The sequence below is a fragment of the Sorangium sp. So ce693 genome (assembly GCF_051521375.1).
Taxonomy (GTDB): Bacteria; Myxococcota_A; Polyangia; order Polyangiales; family Polyangiaceae; genus Sorangium; species Sorangium atrum.
The window spans coordinates 12,383,043-12,400,223 of the sequence record NZ_CP150347.1; the positions used below are offsets into that span (position 1 = coordinate 12,383,043).

At 71.2% G+C, this 17,181-nt stretch carries 21 protein-coding genes; 11 read left to right on the forward strand and 10 right to left on the reverse strand.

Annotation, left to right across the window (positions count from 1 at the left end; genetic code table 11):
• Positions 1-58 precede the first annotated feature (58 nt).
• The 6 genes from WMF14_RS46185 (at position 59) to WMF14_RS46210 (ending at position 4,312) form a co-directional block, all read left to right on the forward strand.
• Positions 59-1,345 (forward strand): ATP-binding protein, encoded by a 1,287-nt coding sequence (locus WMF14_RS46185; protein ID WP_437797041.1) that lies wholly within the window; start codon positions 59-61, stop codon positions 1,343-1,345.
• Positions 1,335-1,877: a response regulator transcription factor gene (locus tag WMF14_RS46190; RefSeq protein ID WP_437797043.1), complete on the forward strand. Its 543-nt coding sequence runs from the start codon at positions 1,335-1,337 to the stop codon at positions 1,875-1,877. The genes WMF14_RS46185 and WMF14_RS46190 overlap by 11 nt, the downstream gene beginning before the upstream one ends.
• 63 nt (positions 1,878-1,940) lie before the next feature.
• Positions 1,941-2,303 (forward strand): c-type cytochrome, encoded by a 363-nt coding sequence (locus WMF14_RS46195; protein WP_437797044.1) that lies wholly within the window; start codon positions 1,941-1,943, stop codon positions 2,301-2,303.
• Positions 2,300-2,767, forward strand: coding sequence for a hypothetical protein (locus WMF14_RS46200; RefSeq protein ID WP_437797046.1), 468 nt, complete (start codon positions 2,300-2,302; stop codon positions 2,765-2,767). Before WMF14_RS46195 ends, WMF14_RS46200 begins: the two co-directional genes overlap by 4 nt.
• A gap of 563 nt (positions 2,768-3,330) precedes the next feature.
• A complete protein-coding gene (locus WMF14_RS46205; RefSeq protein ID WP_437797048.1) occupies positions 3,331-3,771 on the forward strand; it encodes a hypothetical protein in 441 nt (146 codons plus the stop codon).
• Between the two features lie 46 nt (positions 3,772-3,817).
• The gene (locus tag WMF14_RS46210; RefSeq protein ID WP_437797050.1) at positions 3,818-4,312 is read left to right on the forward strand and encodes a hypothetical protein; all 495 of its coding nucleotides are present in this window, start codon (positions 3,818-3,820) and stop codon (positions 4,310-4,312) included.
• A gap of 14 nt (positions 4,313-4,326) precedes the next feature.
• Here the strand turns inward: WMF14_RS46210 and WMF14_RS46215 are convergent, their stop codons facing one another.
• The 4 genes from WMF14_RS46215 to WMF14_RS46230 form a co-directional block, all read right to left on the reverse strand.
• Complete coding sequence (locus WMF14_RS46215) at positions 4,327-4,734, reverse strand: OmpA family protein (RefSeq protein ID WP_437797052.1); 408 nt, start codon at positions 4,732-4,734, stop codon at positions 4,327-4,329.
• Positions 4,735-5,126: 392 nt separating this feature from the next.
• A complete protein-coding gene (locus tag WMF14_RS46220; protein WP_437797054.1) occupies positions 5,127-6,245 on the reverse strand; it encodes an ABC transporter ATP-binding protein in 1,119 nt (372 codons plus the stop codon).
• Positions 6,242-7,657 carry an oligopeptide/dipeptide ABC transporter ATP-binding protein gene (locus WMF14_RS46225; protein WP_437797056.1) on the reverse strand — a complete coding sequence of 472 codons (1,416 nt, stop codon included), beginning with the start codon at positions 7,655-7,657 and terminating at the stop codon, positions 6,242-6,244. Before WMF14_RS46225 ends, WMF14_RS46220 begins: the two co-directional genes overlap by 4 nt.
• Positions 7,654-8,355: a DNRLRE domain-containing protein gene (locus WMF14_RS46230; protein WP_437797058.1), complete on the reverse strand. Its 702-nt coding sequence runs from the start codon at positions 8,353-8,355 to the stop codon at positions 7,654-7,656. The genes WMF14_RS46225 and WMF14_RS46230 overlap by 4 nt, the downstream gene beginning before the upstream one ends.
• A gap of 139 nt (positions 8,356-8,494) precedes the next feature.
• Here WMF14_RS46230 and WMF14_RS46235 point away from each other — a divergent pair, with 139 nt between their 5' ends.
• A complete protein-coding gene (locus WMF14_RS46235; RefSeq protein WP_437797060.1) occupies positions 8,495-8,932 on the forward strand; it encodes a hypothetical protein in 438 nt (145 codons plus the stop codon).
• A gap of 104 nt (positions 8,933-9,036) precedes the next feature.
• On the opposite strand, the gene WMF14_RS46240 is transcribed toward WMF14_RS46235, so the two are convergent.
• From WMF14_RS46240 to WMF14_RS46255, 4 genes are all read right to left on the reverse strand, one after another.
• On the reverse strand, positions 9,037-9,306 hold the full coding sequence (locus WMF14_RS46240; RefSeq protein WP_437797062.1) for a hypothetical protein: 270 nt from the start codon (positions 9,304-9,306) through the stop codon (positions 9,037-9,039).
• A 35-nt stretch (positions 9,307-9,341) separates the two neighbouring features.
• Positions 9,342-9,809 carry a hypothetical protein gene (locus WMF14_RS46245; RefSeq protein WP_437797063.1) on the reverse strand — a complete coding sequence of 156 codons (468 nt, stop codon included), beginning with the start codon at positions 9,807-9,809 and terminating at the stop codon, positions 9,342-9,344.
• A 234-nt stretch (positions 9,810-10,043) separates the two neighbouring features.
• The gene (locus WMF14_RS46250) at positions 10,044-10,277 is read right to left on the reverse strand and encodes a hypothetical protein (protein WP_437797065.1); all 234 of its coding nucleotides are present in this window, start codon (positions 10,275-10,277) and stop codon (positions 10,044-10,046) included.
• A gap of 107 nt (positions 10,278-10,384) precedes the next feature.
• On the reverse strand, positions 10,385-11,332 hold the full coding sequence (locus WMF14_RS46255; protein WP_437797067.1) for a LysR family transcriptional regulator: 948 nt from the start codon (positions 11,330-11,332) through the stop codon (positions 10,385-10,387).
• A gap of 236 nt (positions 11,333-11,568) precedes the next feature.
• On the opposite strand from WMF14_RS46255, the gene WMF14_RS46260 reads away from it, so the two are divergent.
• Positions 11,569-12,636 (forward strand): SMP-30/gluconolactonase/LRE family protein, encoded by a 1,068-nt coding sequence (locus WMF14_RS46260; protein WP_437797069.1) that lies wholly within the window; start codon positions 11,569-11,571, stop codon positions 12,634-12,636.
• A gap of 152 nt (positions 12,637-12,788) precedes the next feature.
• On the opposite strand, the gene WMF14_RS46265 is transcribed toward WMF14_RS46260, so the two are convergent.
• Positions 12,789-13,691 carry a LysR substrate-binding domain-containing protein gene (locus WMF14_RS46265; RefSeq protein ID WP_437797071.1) on the reverse strand — a complete coding sequence of 301 codons (903 nt, stop codon included), beginning with the start codon at positions 13,689-13,691 and terminating at the stop codon, positions 12,789-12,791.
• Positions 13,692-13,767: 76 nt separating this feature from the next.
• Between WMF14_RS46265 and WMF14_RS46270 the strand changes: the two genes are divergently transcribed.
• The 3 genes from WMF14_RS46270 to WMF14_RS46280 all read left to right on the forward strand — a co-directional run bounded on the left by WMF14_RS46270 (position 13,768) and on the right by WMF14_RS46280 (position 15,583).
• Positions 13,768-14,628 (forward strand): aldo/keto reductase family oxidoreductase, encoded by an 861-nt coding sequence (locus tag WMF14_RS46270; protein WP_437797073.1) that lies wholly within the window; start codon positions 13,768-13,770, stop codon positions 14,626-14,628.
• 274 nt (positions 14,629-14,902) lie between these two features.
• Positions 14,903-15,187, forward strand: coding sequence for a hypothetical protein (locus WMF14_RS46275; protein ID WP_437797075.1), 285 nt, complete (start codon positions 14,903-14,905; stop codon positions 15,185-15,187).
• Between the two features lie 258 nt (positions 15,188-15,445).
• Complete coding sequence (locus WMF14_RS46280) at positions 15,446-15,583, forward strand: hypothetical protein (protein WP_437797076.1); 138 nt, start codon at positions 15,446-15,448, stop codon at positions 15,581-15,583.
• Positions 15,584-15,808: 225 nt separating this feature from the next.
• On the opposite strand, the gene WMF14_RS46285 is transcribed toward WMF14_RS46280, so the two are convergent.
• On the reverse strand, positions 15,809-16,774 hold the full coding sequence (locus tag WMF14_RS46285; RefSeq protein ID WP_437797078.1) for a universal stress protein: 966 nt from the start codon (positions 16,772-16,774) through the stop codon (positions 15,809-15,811).
• Between the last annotated feature and the right edge of the window lie 407 nt (positions 16,775-17,181).

The following is a 17,181-nucleotide window of genomic DNA, read 5'->3' on the forward strand; positions in this document are numbered from 1 at the left end:
GCCTGCCCGCGACATGGCGCCCGGGACACCCGCGCTCGCGCGCGCTACAAGGCACGTCGTGTCCATCGGAGCACCGCCACCGGCCCGGGGCGTCGCGGCGCGCATGTCGTCGACCGCGATCACGCTGGCGTGGCTCGTGCGCTTGCGCTGGCACGCGGTGGCCGGTCAGGCGCTGGCCGTTCTGATCGCCACCCGCTGGCTCGGCCTTGATCTGCCCGTCGCGGCGCTGGCCGCGCTGGTCGCCATCACCGCCTCGTCGAACGTGCTGCTCGTGGCCTGGCTGCGCCGGGAGCCGACGATCCAGTCCTGGATCATCGGGGGCGTGCTCGCGCTCGACACGCTGACGCTCACGGGGCTGCTCGCGTTCGCGGGCGGCCCCGCGAACCCGTTCGGGGTCCTCTACCTCGTCCAGGTCACGCTCGCGGCCCTGGTGCTCGGCCTCGGCTGGACCGCTGGGATCGTCGCGCTGTCCGCCGCCGGCTACGCGAGCCTCTACGTCGCCCACGCGCCGCTCCGCGGCCCCGGGGCGCACGCTTACCACCTGCACGGCATGTCGGTCGCGCTCCTGATCACCGCGCTGATCGTCGGCTACTTCGTCTCCCGCCTGGCGAGGGCGCTCCGCGAGCAGCAGGCGGCGCTCGCGCGGGCCCAGCGGCTCGCCGCGCGCGCCGAGAAGCTCGCGTCGCTCGGCGCGCTCGCCGCGGGCGCGGCACACGAGCTGGGAACCCCGCTCGGCACCATCGCGGTCGCCTCGAGCGAGCTCGAGGAGCTCATCACCGAGGCCCCCGATGAGGCGCGCGAGGACGCCCGCCTGATCCGCGAGGAGGTCGAGCGCTGCCGGGGCATTGTCCAGCGGATGAGCGCCCGCGCCGGCCGGCTGCTGGGCGAGCTGCCCGAGCTGACCACGGCCGCCGCGATCCTCGGCCTCGTGCGCGGGCAGCTCGGCGCCGCGGAGCTCGCCCGGATCGAGATCGCCATCGCGCGCGACGCGCCGTTCCGGTGCCCGGTGCAGGGGCTGGTCCAGGTGCTCGTCAGCCTGGTCCAGAACGGCCTGCAGGCGAGCGAGGGATCGGCGCACGCGGTGACGATCTCCGCCGAGGTGGCGCCCACGCGGGTGCGCTTCACGGTCCAGGACCGGGGCTGCGGGATCCCGAGCGCGTTCCTGCCCCGCCTGGGCGAGCCGTTCTTCACCACCAAGCCGCCGGGCCGCGGGATGGGCCTCGGGCTTTTTCTCGGCCGCACCTTCGCCGAGCTCTGCTCGGGCCGCCTCGATGTGGTCTCGGAGGAAGGCGCGGGCACGCGGGCCACGCTGGAGCTGCCGCGCCAGGTGATGCATGCCCCCTGAGGCGCGCTCGCTCCTGGTCGTCGACGACGACGACACCTACCGCGCCCGCCTGGTCCGGGCCTTCGTCCGGCGCGGCTTCGCGGTGCAGGGCGCGCCCGACGCGGACGCGGCCCTCGCCGTCGCCCGCGCGATCAGGCTGGAACTCGCGGTGGTCGACCTGCGCCTGCCAGGCCGATCCGGGCTCGACGTGGTGCGCGAGCTCAAGGCCATCGACCCGCGCACGAGCGTGGTCGTGCTGACGGGCTACGGCAGCATCGCCACCGCGCTCGAGGCGGTGCGCCGCGGGGCCACGCACTACGTCTCCAAGCCCGCGGACGTCGACGATATCCTCGCCGCCTTCGCCCGCGCCGACGCGCCCGCGGAGCCCGCGTCGATCGAGCACGAGGTCCCCTCGCTGGCCCGCGCCGAGTGGGAGCACATCAACCGGGTGCTCGCCGACTGCGGGGGCAACATCTCCCAGGCCGCGCGCCTGCTCGGGATCCAGCGCCGCAGCCTCCAGCGCAAGCTGGCCAAGTACCCGGTGCCCCGCTGACCCCCTGCGTCAATACGTCGCACCCGCCGGCCGCGGCCGCGCGCTACGTTCCGGCCCGTTCGCATGAGATGGTCGTCGATCCTCGCCGCCCTGCCCCTGCTCGCGGCCGCGTGCGACAGGCCTGCTCCCGCCGACGAGGCGGCCAGGCTGTCGCCCCGCGCCGAGAAGGGCAAGGCCTTGTTCTCCACCCACTGCGCGGCCTGCCACGCCCCCAGCGCCAAGCTGGTCGGCCCTCCGCTCAGCGAGATCGCGAGCCTGCACGGGGCCAATCCCGAGGCGATCGTCCGCTGGGCCGTGAGCCCGGGCCGCAAGCGCACCGACGTCCCCCCGATGCCCAGCTTCCGCGGCGTCCGTGAGTCGGATCTCGCCGATGTGGCGCAGTACATGATCGAGGCCGGCAACGCGGCCGGAAAGCAGAGACCATGATCTATACGTTCGTCCTCGTCGTGCACTCGTGGCTCCGCTGGGTCGTCCTGCTGCTCGGGCTGGCGGCGGTCGTGCGGTCTGCCCGGGGCTGGGCCCAGAAGGGGCCGTGGACCGACGCGGATCGCAAGATCGGCGCTGCGTTCGTCGGCTCGCTGGACGTCCAGCTGCTCCTCGGCCTCTTGCTCTACGTCGTGCTCAGCCCGGTCACGCCCGGGTCGCTGGCCGCGCTGCGGGCGGCCATGCCCATCTCCGCGCTGCGCTTCTTCGCCGTCGAGCACATCTTCCTCATGGTCGTGGCGGTCGTGGTCGCCCACGTCGCGCTGGCCAGGGCGAAGCGCGCCCAGACCCCCACGGCGCAGCATCGGCGCATGGTGTTCGGCGCCCTCTTCGCGCTGCTCCTCGTCCTCGCCGCCATCCCCTGGCCGTCCCTGCCCTACGGGCGCCCATTGTTCCGGCTGCCCTGAGACTGCCACCTATCGTCGGCGCCGCCCCCGCTCGGACAGCGCGCCTCGGGCGCCCTCCGGACTCGCATCGAGGTCCTCTCGGCGCAGCGCCGGTGGGCCACGTTCGAGCACATCGGGAGCTCGGCCGTTCCCCGGGCTGCAGGCCAAACCGGTCATCGACATGATGGCCGCCGTGCGGCGGCTCGACGACGCCGCGACTCCATGGCGTACACGAAGAGCAAGACGGAGCTCGTCCAGTCGATGGTGGATCGCGCCCGCGCCATTGCAGGAGCAGCCGCCGCCTGCGATGGTCGGGCTGAATGTGTGTTGGATAACAATGGCGTGGTCGGGCCGGTGGACGTTCGATTTTTGACCCCCCCTCGTTCTTTTGGGCGATGAGTTTCCGCGGGCAGCGGGGTCTATGGGGTACAGCCGGTCGCGATCATGGCACCGGCGGTCGCCGGGGACGGCGGCGGTGCTCGGGGCATGCGGCCCTGCGCGCCGCCGCCGCGACCGGAGAGGGCGGTTCGAGTCGCCCGGTGAGACGCTGCACGAGCTGCAACGAAGGGAGAAGGAAGATGGTCATGAAGCGCGTCTTGATCGCGATGTGCCTGGTCGTTGCGGCGTGCGGAGGTGAGGACGAGGCGGAGCCTGTCGCGTGGAAGGACATGAGCTTCGAGCAGCGCTATGCGTTCATGGAGGATGTCGTCCTGCCGCAGATGACGGAGACGTTCGTCGCGTTCGACGCGAAGTTCGAGGGGATGAACTGCGCGACCTGTCACGGCGGCGGCGCGGCCGACGGGTCGTACGCGATGCCGAGCCCGCAGCTCCCCGCGCTGCCCGCCAGCGAGGAGGCGTTTGCCGAGCGCACGAAGGATCCGGAGTATGCGCGGTGGGGCACGTGGATGTTCGAGACGGTCCTGCCTCAGATGGCCGACCAGCTGCAGGTCGCCACGTACGACCCGGCGACTGGCACCGGGTTCTCGTGCAACAGCTGCCACACGCTGGAGGGCGTCGAGCAGTGAAACGGCCGGGCGCGCCGCCGGCGGCGCGCCGGAGGTGGCCCGGCGGATGTGCGGGACCGCGGCGCATCTTGTCGATCGTGTCCTGCCCGATGTGCCCGTGCGCCAGTGGGTGCTAACGACGCCGTTTGCCGTGCGCCGCCTGCTCGCCCTGCGGCCCGATGCACTGACCGCGGCGGGTCGCATCTTCGTCGAGGAGCTCGGGCGCTGGCAGAAGCAGAAGGCGACCGAGCGCGCCACGCCCGGCGGCGAGACCGGCTCGGTGACCTTCGTGCAACGGTTCGACTCCACGCTTGGGAGCTTCGTGCACTTCCACGTCGTCGCGCTCGATGGCGTATTCACTCGACAGGACGGTCCCGAGGTCGTTTTCCACGAGGGCCCTGCGCCCTCGCGCGACGACATCGCCGCTGTCGCCGCGCGCGTCGAGAAGCGCATGGGGGCGAGCCGCGGCAGCCATGTCTTCGCGTGCATGGCTTCTCCCAGTCGTCCTTTGCGTCGTGGCGCCGCCGCGCGCCGTGAGGATTCCAATAGAATAACCGCCTGATCGCTTCGACCTCTTCAATTGGGGTCCGCCACGCTCGACGTGGCGCTTGGGCTCGGGCAGCTCGTTTGCTCGCGGATTTTGAAGTCGACGCGACGGTTACGCGCTCGGCCTTGATCGGTGTTGTTGGTGTCGAGAGGCTCTTCGGCGCCGGGGGCTTCAACCACAAGGCGTGCCCTGTCGACCTTCAGCTTGACGAGCGCGTCGACCACCGCGTTCGCCCTCGCCGTCGCAAGCTTCCCTGGACGCGGCTCCTTGGCGTCGGTGTGCCCCCGAACGGCGACGCGAATGATCTCGGGGTGCTCGCTCATCACCTTCGCGATCTCTTCGATGGTTGAACGGTTGGCAGGTTGGATCGCGTATTTGCCGAAGTCAAACTGCAAGAGGGGGACGATCGGAATTCCTAGCGTGGTCACAACGACCATTCCGGGGCAGCCATTTTTCGTAGGATCGTCCGACGGCGCTCCAGAGACGGACGGGCATGCGTCACCCGGATCCGGAATGCCGTCGTCGTCGCTATCCGTGCGCGCGGGTGAGGGCTCCGTCGCGCGGCCGCCCTCCCCGGGCCCCACCGTTGCGGCGAGAGGCGCGACGGGCTCTCTCCGCTGCTCGGGTCCGCTCACCCGAGCAGCCCGCGGATCAAATCCAGCGGCGGTGGGAGGCGCGTCCCGCGGAGCTGTCTCCGGCGACGGCGCGGCAGGAACCGCAGGGCCGCACGCGGCGACGCTGATCGCAGCGGCCAAGAGCCCCGAGGAGACAACCGCGGCGGGCCGCGGAGGCGGCCCGGCTCATCCCACGACACGCCGGCGCGCCGCCGTCACTCGATCTCGGGGTACCAGCACGCCACGCGGTGGCCGCTGCCGGGGACGAGCTCCTCGAGCGGCGGGATCTCGACATCGCACTTGCCCTCTTCGGCCTTCCGGCAGCGCGGGTGGAACACGCAGCCGTCGGGCGGGTTGATCGCGCTGCCGGGCGCGCCCGGCAGCAGGCGGCGCGCCTTGCTCCCCCGCTCGATCGACGGCGTCGCATCGAACAGCGCGCGCGTGTACGGGTGGTGCCGCCGGCCGGCGACGCCCTGCGTGGGGCCGATCTCCACGATGCGGCCGAGGTACATCACCGCGACGCGGTGGCTCACGTGCTCGACGACCCGGAGGTCGTGCGAGATGAACAGCAGGCCGAGCGACAGCTCGTCCTGGAGCTCCTCCAGCAGGTTGACGATCTGGGCCTGCACCGAGAGGTCGAGCGCGCTCACGGGCTCGTCGCAGACGATGAAGTCCGGGCGCACGGCGAGGGCGCGGGCGATCGCGACGCGCTGCCGCTGGCCGCCGGAGAGCTCGTGGGGGAAGCGCTCCATCATGTCCGGCCGCAGGCCGACCTTCTGGAGCGCGCCCTCGACCATCGCGGTCTCCTCGTCGCGGCTCCTCGCGAGGTGGTGGATGACGATGCCCTCGCCCACGATCTCGCGCAGCGTCATGCGCGGGTTGAGCGAGCCGTAGGGGTCCTGGAAGATGATCTGCATCCGCCGGCGCATGGCCCTCAGCGCGCGGCTCGACAGGGCGCTCAGGTCGTGGCCGTCGAAGAGGACGCGGCCGACCGTTGGCTCGATGAGCCGGAGCACGAGGCGCCCGAGGGTGCTCTTGCCGGAGCCCGACTCGCCGACGAGGCCGAGCGTCTCGCCGCGGTGGACGTGGAAGGTCGCCTCGACGACGGCCTGCACGAACGACGGCTTCGCGAAGGCGCCGCGCTGCACCGGGTAGAACTTCGAGAGCCCCTCCGCCTGGACGAGCGGCCGCTCGCCCGGCGCGCTCTCCGCGCCCTCCGGGTGCGCCGCGGATGCAGGGTGCGGGTGCGCCGCGGCGATGGTCTGCCCGTGCGCCGCGGCGGCGCCGGGCTCGTCGCGCTGGGTGGGCGGCGGGGAGCCGCTGTCGCGCGTCACGAGGCGCCCTCGTTCCCCGCGCGCCCCGGGCCCGTGAGGAGGAAGCAGCGCGCCGCGTGGTGCCCCGCGCCGGGCGGAACGGCGTACAGGTCCGGCGCCTCAACGCGGCAGCGGTCGAACACGGCGTCGCAGCGGTCCTGAAAGCGGCAGCCGCGCGGCGGATCGCGCAGATCGGGCAGCGCGCCCGGGATGGTCGGCAGGCGGAGCGAGCGCTCGCCGCGCACGCGGTGCGGGCGGAGCCCGCGCGCCGGGATGCTCCTGAGGAGCGCGCGCGTGTACGGGTGCGAGGGCGCTGCGAGCACGTCGCGCGCCGGCCCTTGCTCGACGACGACGCCGGCGTAGAGGACGACGATCTCGTCCGCGAGCTCGCCGACGACGGCGAGGTCGTGCGCGATGAGCAGGAGGCTCATCGACGTCTCTGCCTTGAGCCGCTCGAGGAGGTCGAGGATCTGCGCCTGCGTCGTCGTGTCGAGCGCGGTGGTGGGCTCGTCGGCGATGAGCAGCGAGGGCTCCGGCGCGAGGGCCATGGCGATCATGACGCGCTGGCGCATCCCGCCGGACAGCTCGTGCGGGTAGCTGTTCGCGCGGACCTCGGGCTCCGGGAAGCCGACCTTGCGCAGGAGGTTCACGGCGTAGAGCCGGGCGTCGCCGCGGGACATGGGCCGGTGCAGCCGGATGGCCTCGGCGATCTGGGCGCTGACCGTGTACACGGGGTTCAGCGAGGTCATCGGCTCCTGGAAGATCATGCCGATCTTCCCGCCGCGCACGGCGCGCATCTCGCGCTCGCTCAGCGCGAGGAGGTCCTGGCCGTCGAGCTCGATCGAGCCGCCGTCGATGGACGCGTAGGGCGCGGGCAGGAGCCGCAGGATGCTGAGCGCGGTCACGGTCTTGCCGCAGCCCGACTCGCCGACGAGCGCCACGGTGCGCCCGCGCGGTACCGTGAACGAGACGCGGTCGAGGGCGCGCGTGACGCGGCCGTCGGCGGCGAACGACACGCGCAGGTCGCTCACCCGGAGCAGCGTGGGCGGCGGGGCCTCCTCGGGCGAGAGGGGCGGCGCGGTGCGGGGGAGCACGGAGGGGCGCCCGCTCGCCGTCGAGCGCTGGGTGACGGCGGGCTCGTCGTCGTCGAGCAGGCCGCGCGCGAGGGCGCCGCGTGGGATGGCGGAGGCGCTGGGCGCGGGGAGAGCGCCCGCGTTCGGCGCGGTGGGCGAGGGAAGAGGGCCTGCGGGCGGCGTGGTGGGCGCGGGAAGAGCTCCCCCGCTCGGGGCGTCGGGCGTGGTCGGAGCGCTGGGCAGAGAGGGCGCGCTCGGCACGGCCGGCCTCCTCTCGCCGAGGTCGTGGCGGATCAGGGGAAGCGGGAGCGAGTTCCGCGCGCCGAGGTCGTCGTCCTCGTCGTCCTGGCCGTTGCTCACCGTACGTACACCTCGAGGCGGGGGCCGACGCCCTGGGAGATGCCCATCGAGTAGGCGGCCCCGACGGCGTCGCTCCCCGGCGCGAGGATGGCGATGCCGTGGTCGTCCTTGCGCCGCCTGGCCCAGTCGCGCACGAGCGAGGTGACGTCGATCCGCAGCGGCGTCGCCGGTCGGGGCCGCGCGATGGCGGCGGCTTCCGGGATCGACAGGCGCGGCTGCCGGCCCCACGTCGCCGTCTCGGAGCGCCACGGCTCGAGGATGCGCGCGACCTCGAGCGTGAGGGCGCGCTCGGCGGGGGGCGCCATCGGGGCCGGCTCCAGCACGACGAAGGCGCTCGCGATGTCGGCGCCGACGCCGAAGGTCGGCGCGAACCGGAGCAGCAGGACGACATCGCCGGCCCCGGCGCGCCCGAGCGCGACGGCGTCGGGGACGCCCGGCGTGGCCGCGGCGTCGTCCTCGACGAGGACGGCGAGGTCCTCGGGCGGGAGCAGCACGCGGCGCGCGTCGAGGGGCGCGGGGAGGGCGCTCGCCGGCCGGCAGCGCCCGGCGACGCAGTAGCCGGCGCCGCAGACGCCCGCGCCTGCGCACACGCCCGCGTCCTTCGCGTGGCCGCCGCCGCAACCCAGGAGCGGCGGCGCCGCGACGAGCAGGGCCACGGGCGCGAGGGCGGCGAGCAGACGCACAGCGGGGGCGACCATAGCAGACGGCGGCCCGGGGAGGGCGTACACCTGGCGGCAGGGGCGGGGGCGTGCCGGCGGCGGCGGGGTGCCGGTCACCGCTCGCGGGCGCTGCGATCCCTGTTGTCGGGCCGCGGCCGCTCTGCTGGGATGCCGTGTCGTGCGCGTTCGAGCCATTACCTTCCTGAGAGCGCTCGTGATCGTGGCCGCCGTGCCTGGGGCGCTCGCCGCCTGCGGAAAGAAGGCGCCGCTCGGGTCTCCGTGCCGCGCCGACGACGACTGCGCCTCGGGCCTCGCCTGCCACCGCGAGCAATGCCTGCACGAGGGGAGCGCCCGGCGCCTGCGCGAAGAGGAGCAGCGCGCCTCGGGCGAGGGCGGAGCGCGGAAGGTCGGCGACCGCATCGAGGTCGAGTGGAAGGGCTCGTACAAGCCCGCCATCATCACCAGCGTCGTCGCCCCCGGCTCCTACCGGGTCCACTTCGACGGTTACGATGCGCAGTGGGACGAGGTCGTGACGGAGGCGCGCATCAAGGGCGGCGCGCGCTCGGGTGCGGGGCAGCGGACGGCGGTGCCGGCGGCGAGCAGCACGCCGCGCTGAGCGGTGGAAGGGGGCGTTCGGAGCGCCTGGAGCTCGGCCGCGAGGGCCGGGACCGGTGGTGCGAGGGCAGCTGATTCGAATCCTCTCGAAATCGGCGATAGCCATCAGACCCGGAGAGCCTGGCGCATGCGAGCCAGCCATGTGCCTACCCCGTCTAGTCCGAGGGCGCGATAGGCCTCCTCCGCGTCGTCGAGCGTGGCGGCCACCGACGCCCTCGGCTCGCCGAGGCGCAGGAGCTCGATGGCGATCCGGACCTTGAACCACAGCTCGATATACGAGGTCTCGCGCGCCGTGCCGCGCTCGGCGAGGGCGCGCGCGAAGAGCGCGCGGGCCGCACTCGCGTCGCCGCGGCGAGCGCTGTAGACGCCGGTCATCAAGAGTCCACAGCCGCGGAAGACGTGGAGGCGGCTCAGCCGCCTGGCCAGGCGGACGTCGCGGCGCTGATGCTCCAGGAGCTCCCGCGTCGCGGGGCCCCCTCCTCATCGGCGAGGCAGAGGAGCGCCTCGCTGTGGAAGAGCTTGGCCAACGTGCCCCAGGCGCGGTTCAGGTGGTGTGCCGCATAGTGGGTGCGAGCGCGCTCGAAATACGAGACCGCCTCACGAAACCGCCCCAACAAGAACGCCTCGGCGCCGAGGATCTCGTTCGGCAGCGCCTCGAACACCGGCAGCGCAAGGCGCGTATCGGACGAGAGCACGCCGCGCGCCGCGCGCACCGCGGTCTCGAGCTCGCGATGGAGGAGCTCGACCAGGCTCCGGCCGCACGCGGCGTCCTCGCGGAGCCACGTGACGTCGAGCTCGGCCGCGAGCGCGTCGGCGCGAGCAAAGTCCTCCTTGGCCTGCCCCGCGCGTCCGAGCAAGAGCCCCGCCCAGCCGCGCATCGTCAGGGCGAAGTTGAGCAGGAACCGATCCCCGAGGGCCTCGGCCGAGCTTCGACGGGCGCACGCGCCGCCGGCTCGCTCCGACCGACGTGGCGGAACAAGCGTGCTCTACCTCCGCGACCTCGCCGGCAGCTCGTGAGCTGCATCGTGGTGGCTCGCCTCATCGACGGCCCGGGGTGGGGCGAAAAGGCATGCGCGTCGCCGCCGGCGACCGACGCGGGCGGCTGATGCCGGTCACCAGCCGGATTTCTCGTCCTCGCCCAGCGCGCCGCCGATCAGGCCGATCGCGCCGCCCACGGCCGCGCCGCTGGCGCCTCCGAGGAGGCCTCCGGCGAGCGCCCCCTTGGCAGCGCCTCCGGCGAGCTCGGCCTCCGGCGAAGACTCCCTCGCTTCTCCCTTCCCCGCCGGGTCCGCCTGCTCCTGCTGGCTCGTCGCTGGTGTCGGCTGATTCTTCTGCTGCTTTTTCATGATGAGCCTCGGAGCAAGCCTCGTACCTGCAGCGACGGCTGGCCGCCAGAGCGGGGCGGTCTCCGTTCGGCCTGGTGGATCGCGCCGGAGGCCGCCGTCTCAACGGGTCATGCCTGAGCTGCTTTGGATTTCCTTCTCCCCGGCGCGGCGCCCGCTCCTGCCTCGTTCCCCAGGCGCTCGACGAGGAGCTCCACAAACGCGCGCACCTTGGTGGGCTGGTGGAGGTGGTGAGGGAAGACGACGAAGATCGAGATCTCTTGCCCGACATGGCTCAAGAGCACAGGCTGGAGCCGACCGGCTGCCAGATCCTCTGCTACGGCGAAGTACGGCAGCATCGCGAGGCCGAGCCCGTCCACGAGCGCTTGCCTGAGCACGACCACATTATCCACGACCAGATTGCCCCTGACCGGCACGGCGAGCATCTCCGCGCCGGTTTCGAAGACCCACTCGCTCGACTGCCCCGAGAGACGGATGCAGTTGTGCCGGACGAGATCGCCGGGCACCTGCGGCGCGCCGTGACGCGCGAGGTAGCCGGGCGAGGCATAGACCATACGACGGTAAGACCCGATCTTGCGCGCGACACGCGCCTCATCGAGCTGCCGCGCAAAACGCACCACGACGTCGAAGCCCCCGCCGACGACATCCACGAGGCTGTCGGAGAGGGAGAGCTCGAGGCGCACCTTCGGGAAGCGCGCTGCGAAGTCGCCTAGCAAGGGCGCGATCTTCAGTATGCCGAACGAGATGGGCGCCGACACGCGCAAGAGCCCCTCGGGGACCCGGCTCACGCCATGCATCGCGGACGCGGCCTCGTCGGCGGCCGTGAGGATACGCTCGCAGCTCTCGTAGAGCCGTAGGCCCTCCTCGGTGAGCGCGAGGCGCCGCGTCGAGCGGTGGAGCAGCCGTACGCCGAGCCGCTCCTCGAGCGCCGCGAGCCGCGCGCTGACGACCGACTTCGAGAGCCCGAGCACGCTCGCCGCGCCCGTGAAGGACTTGCGCTCCACCACGCGCGCAAAGATCGCCATCGAGAGGAGATCGTCCAGGGAGGTGGTCAGCATTGTCCTGGGAGCAGAACAGTTTAACCGGCGGAGGACTCTACCGCAACGACGAAAGCCGCTTCATCTTCAGGCCGTCCGCAGCGCGCGGCGCTACCGCCTGTCGCGGGCACCGGCGAGACCTCGCGGCGCAAGGGCAGAAGCTCGTTCGCGCGGGCACGACCTTTCACGGTCCTTCACGTCCCACCCAGGGGCGGCAGCCGCCCTGATAGTAAATACATGTTATCGAAGGAGCTCTCATGAAATCGACCATGGTACTCTCCCGCTCGATCCTCCTGACGGCGCTGGGGCTCGGCGCATCTCTCGTCGCGTGCGGTGGAGACAACACCACAAGCAGCAGCAGCAGCGACAGTGGCGGCGGCAACAGCGTCTCGACGCCAGAGCTCAATTTTCTCACCGAGCTCGATGCAGCGAAGTCCCAGCTCCCCGAGGGGCTCTTGGTCACCGCCGACAGCAAGACGGCGTATATGAGCTATGCCCTGACCGGCGAGATCGTCGCCGTCTCGCTCGCCGACAACAAGGTGTCTGCCTTCGCCACCGTGCCGGCGCCGCCCGCGAACACGGGCTTCGTCACCGGCATCACCCAGTCTGCGGCCGGCGATCTCTACGTGGCCGCCGCGTCGCTCGACCCGGCGTCGTACGCGCCCGGCATCTACAAAATCCCGGCGGCGGGCGGTCCGGTGACCACGGCGTTCGCCGCCGACGCGGCCATGAACCTGCCCAATGGGCTCGTCTTCGACAAGGATGGCAACCTCTTCGTCACGGACTCGGCCCTGGGCGCGATCTTCAAGATAAGCCCCGATGGCAAGACGGTGACCAACTGGCTCACCGATCCTTTGCTCAAGGGGGACATCGCCGCGACGAACCCCTGCAAGACGGTCCTCGGCATCCCGTTCGGCGCCAACGGCCTCGCGCTTTCGCACAGCGCCTTCTACGTGGCCAATACGGACAAGGCGGCGCTCATCAAGATCCCGATCAAGGCCGACGGGACACCGGACGTCGCGGTCGAGTTCTCCACGTCGGATCCGGCGACATGCCTGCCGCTCCAGGGCGCCGACGGCATCACCGTGGACGCCGACGGGAGCATCCTTGTCGCGGGCAACGGGGGCAACGCGCTCGTCCGGGTCGGGACAGACGGCAAAGCGGCCGTGCTCGCCACGGGCGGCTTGCTCGACGGGCCCGCGAGCGTCGCGCTCGCGACGTTGGGCTCGGAGAAGCACGCCCTCCTCACCAACTTCGGGCTCATCACGCTGCTGTCGATGAAGACCCCGAAGGTCGGCCTGCTCTCCTACGGCCCGCTCCCCTGATTGTCGCGAGCCTCCGCGTAGGCACAATCGAGCCCCGAGTCCACTTCGGCCCGGAACGGCGGCGCAGGCCGAAGCGGCGCGCGTCGCGTGGTAGAATCAACGTCTTGCCCACGTCGTTCGTCGAGCGCTTCTCTCCCATGCTCCCACGATGACTACTTGCCGCCCGCGCGGATGAAGTCCACGAACGCGCGAAGCGCCGCGGGCATGTGGCGGCGGCTCGGATAATAAAGAATGGGGCCCGAGAAACGCGACCACCAGCGCTCCAGGACCGGCTTCAAGGCGCCGCTCTCGAGGTGCGGGTGCAGCCAGTCCTCGAACCAGTAGATGAGACCGGTGCCCGCGATCGCTGCGTCCACGAGGAGGTCCGTCGCGCTCCCGAGGCTGCCGACGAGCGGGCCGGTCGGGTCGACCTTCACGACCTCGCCGTCGCGCTCGAATTCCCACGGGCACAGCGCGCCGTTCGGGAAGCGGCCGCGCAGGCATGCGTGATCGAGGAGCTTGCGCGGATGGGTCGGGCGCCCGTGCCGCTCGAGGTAGGCGCCCGACGCCGCGAGCGCCAGGCGCTGCTCGCGCTGGCCGATCGGGACCGCGATCATGTCTTTCTCGAGCGTCTCTTCGTAACGAATGCCTGCGTCGCAGCCCGCGGCGAGGATGTCGACGAGCGTGTCGTCCGCCGTCACCTCGACGCGGATATCGGGATATGCGGCGAGGAACGGCGGCAAGATCCGTGGGAGCACGAGCCGCGCGGCGACGACGGGGACGTTCAACCGAAGCGTGCCGGCCGGCTTTTCGCTCGAGCTCTTCACGACGTCGAGCGCCGCTGCGATCTCGGCGAGCGCAGGACCGAGCCGCTCGAGGAGCCGCGCGCCGGCCTCGGTCGGCGCGACGCTGCGGGTCGTCCGATGAAGAAGCCGGACGCCGAGCTCGCCCTCCAGCCGGCGCACCGCCTCGCTCGCGCTCGACGCGCTCGTGCGGCCCGTGCGGCTCGCCTCGCGGAAGCCGCCGGCGCGCGCCACCGCGGCGAAGACCCGGACGTCGTCGAGATCCACTGTCATTGTTCGCCTTTCCGTACGGGCCGTGCTGATTCCAGGCCCTTATCATACACCCCGTCGTGGCCTACGGTCGACAGCCATGACGTATCTAGCCAAGGTCGGGACGTTCAAGATGGGCAGTCGCACGGTGAAGCGCTTCGGGTACGGAGCCATGCAGCTCGCCGGGCCGGGCGTGTTCGGGCCGCCGAGAGACCGTGATGCGGCGCTCGCCGTGCTGCGCGAGGCGGTGAAGAGCGGCGTCGATCACATCGACACGAGCGACGTGTACGGGCCGCACGTCACGAATCAGATCATCCGCGAGGCGCTGCACCCGTATCCGAAGGATCTGGTGATCGCCACGAAGGTCGGCGCGAAACGCGGTCCACAGGGATCCTGGGAGCCGGCGTTCGCCGCCGAGGACATCACGAGCGCGGTCCATGACAACCTCCGGAATCTCGGCGTCGACGCGCTCGACGTCGTGAACCTGCGCATCCTGTTCGACGCGCAGGGACCCGCGGAAGGCTCGATCGAGGCGCCGCTCTCCGCGCTCATGAAGCTGCAGCGCGAGGGCAAGGTCCGCCACATCGGTCTCAGCAACGTGACCGCGAAGCAGGTGGAAGAGGGGCGCGCGATGGCCGAGATCGTGTGCGTGCAGAACCTGTACAACCTCGCGCACCGGCAGGACGACGCGCTGATCGACAGCCTCGCCGCGGCGGGCATCGCGTACGTGCCGTTCTTCCCGCTAGGCGGCTTCTCGCCGCTCCAGTCCTCGACGCTGTCCGACGTCGCGCGTCGGCTCGGCGCGACGCCGATGCAGGTCGCGCTCGCGTGGCTCCTGCGGCGCTCGCCGAATATCCTTCTCATCCCCGGGACGTCGAGCGTCGAGCACCTGCGCGAGAACCTCGCGGCCGCAGATCTCGAGCTGCCCAACGACGCAATGACGGCGCTCGACCGTATCTAGGGCGGGGTGCAGCTTCGTTTGTCGGCTCGAAGCTGCCGGGGGGAGCGTCGCCGATTTCCCATCCGAGCGGGCCGATCCCCCGGGTTCAACCTCCGCCGGATTCCAGCAAGACTCGAACCCAAAAATCGACATCGGCCCGTGCCCAAACTGGCTCCCCCACGTTCTTCCTGGGGCGAAGGGGCCAGCGACAACGGCGGGCCGCTTCCGGGGCGCCGCGCTGTATGGGCCGGCCGGCTCTCCTCCATCCACACGTTGCGAGCTGCAGAGCAGGACCATGCGCAAGAGCTATTTCATGGCGTCAATTTTCGTTGCGACCGCGCTCCTCGCGGCCGGCTGCAAAACGGGGACATGCGCGGATGCCGTCGAGCACGCCGAGGCGTGCGGGGTCGACGACCTCGAGCTCGAGGACGACCTCGTCGGCTGCTCCGAACACGAGGAGTGTCGCGCGTCGTGCGTGCTCGACGCGCCCTGCGACGAGATCAAGGCGTCTTTCGCCGGCGGCACGGACCGCAACACGGAGGTCTGGCGCTGCTACGAGCAGTGCCCCCTCTCTGATTGATGACCATTCTACCGATCGGTTGTTCCATCGAGACCGCTTGTTCTCCCGGAGGAACATCACAAGGAATTGTTCGAGCGTCTCCTTGGTTCTCCCTCTCTCTCCGCGTGCGACGCACAAAAGGACCCCGGTTACCCCGGTGATCCGCTCCGATGGCGTTCGCCTACGACGCCGCGTAGCTGGGCACACGGCCCGCCCCCGTCATTCGCCGCGCGATCGCCGAGATCGACCCCGGCGTGTACCTCACCCGCTGCGCGTTCGTTGAGCGCGCTGGCCGGGCCGACGACGGACAACGCGCAGGGCGAGCTCTACCTGACCGACATCGTGGCGCGGGACGCCGGGCCGCTCGTGGGCATCATCGACCGCGCGCAGCTCGCCGCCGCCGAGGAAATGCTCTAGCCGCATCTCCGACCGGCGTCGCGAACGCCGCGACTCTTCCCACCTTTGGGCTGAAACCGGCGCGGTCGGCAAGTACACTCGCGCGCCATACCGGTGGTCGTCCTGCTCCTCTTGCCATTTCTCGGGAGCGTGCTCACCGCGCTCCTGCCGACGCGGGCACGGTCCGAGCTTGCGGCTTGCTGGGGCTAGGCGGTGAGGCTCAGGGGTGAACAGCAGGATGCAGCCTCATTCGGGCTCCTCGGCGCGTGGCCGAGCAGGCACGATCAGCACGTCGCCGGCGACCTCGCGCAGCACGTCTCCAGCGACCGTTCCGAGGAAGGCGTGAGCGACCCCGGAATAGCCGTGGGTGCCGAGCACCAGGATGTCGCTGTCAGCCTTCTTGACTGCCTTCTCGATCACGAGCCGCGGGGAGCCGCATCGAACATGCATCTTCCAGGGCGGCGCCTCCGCGGGCCGCACCTTTGCCCGCGCAAGCGAGGCAGCGAGCAGCTTCACGATCTGCTGTGTAGCTGTTTGCCCGAGCTTGTTGCGCCATGCCTCTGCGTCCGCCTCCGAGAGGCTGGGATAGATGACTCCGCGATAGGGAGTGTCGAACGCATGGATCACCATGACACGCGGCCGCGGGGGCGGAATCAACCGGAGCATCAGAGCGAGCACATCTGTGGATCCTTGCTCGAGATCGAGGGCGACCGCGGGCCGGCTGTACGCCGCGCGAGGAGCCAGCCGAACCGCCAGGACCGGGAGCTGCCCGCGGCGGATGACACGCTCCGCGGTCGAGCCGAGAAAGATGTCCCGGAGCGCGCGGCTGCCGCCGCGACCCATGACGATGAGCTCGGCCCTCGTCGCGGTCGCGCAGCCTGCGATCTCCGCGGCCGAGCTGCCGACCTTCACCACCGGTTCGACGTCGACGCGCTCGGGTAGCGCGCTCGCGAGATGCCGCGCCTCGCTCACGAGTGATTTTCTGGCATCCCGCTCGGCGCGCTCTTGGGCCCTGGCGGGGAGGTTGCCGGGAACGACGTGAAGCAGCGTGACGCGAGCTCGGTCGGCCAGAGGCAGACGTGCGACGCGGCCGAGCACGCGGTCCGAGATGGCCGTCAGATCGACGGGGACGAGCAATGAATGGAAGCGCCCGGCCTCGTCCATCTCGGGCTGCCCTTTGCCTGCCTTCGGTTTCTTCAGACTCTCGGTCATCGTGTGACCTCCTCTCTATGAAGCATGTCCCTTCTCGGAGAACGCCCGCCACCGCGCCTGAAACAGCCGATCTAGGCGCGACGACCGCCTCGGGCGAACGCGGCCAGGCCCCTGGCGAGCGACCTCGTCACAACAGCTCCTGACCCGTGAGCACGTCGTCGCCCGTGAACAGAATGCGCCCCGCAGGGTCGACCACCCGGGCGGGGATGGGGTGGCTGTGCCGCGTAGGTGCGGTAGGCGAACAGGCCGAGCACGAAGAACCCGAGCAGGAAGACGAGGGCCGTCGCCTGGACCCGGCCGCGCGAGATGAGGAGGTTTCGCCGTTTGGATGAGGACGCCACGGGAATGCCGGGAGCAAGCCGAGAGGGGCCCACCCGTTACCCGAGATGACGACCGAGGAGGCTGCG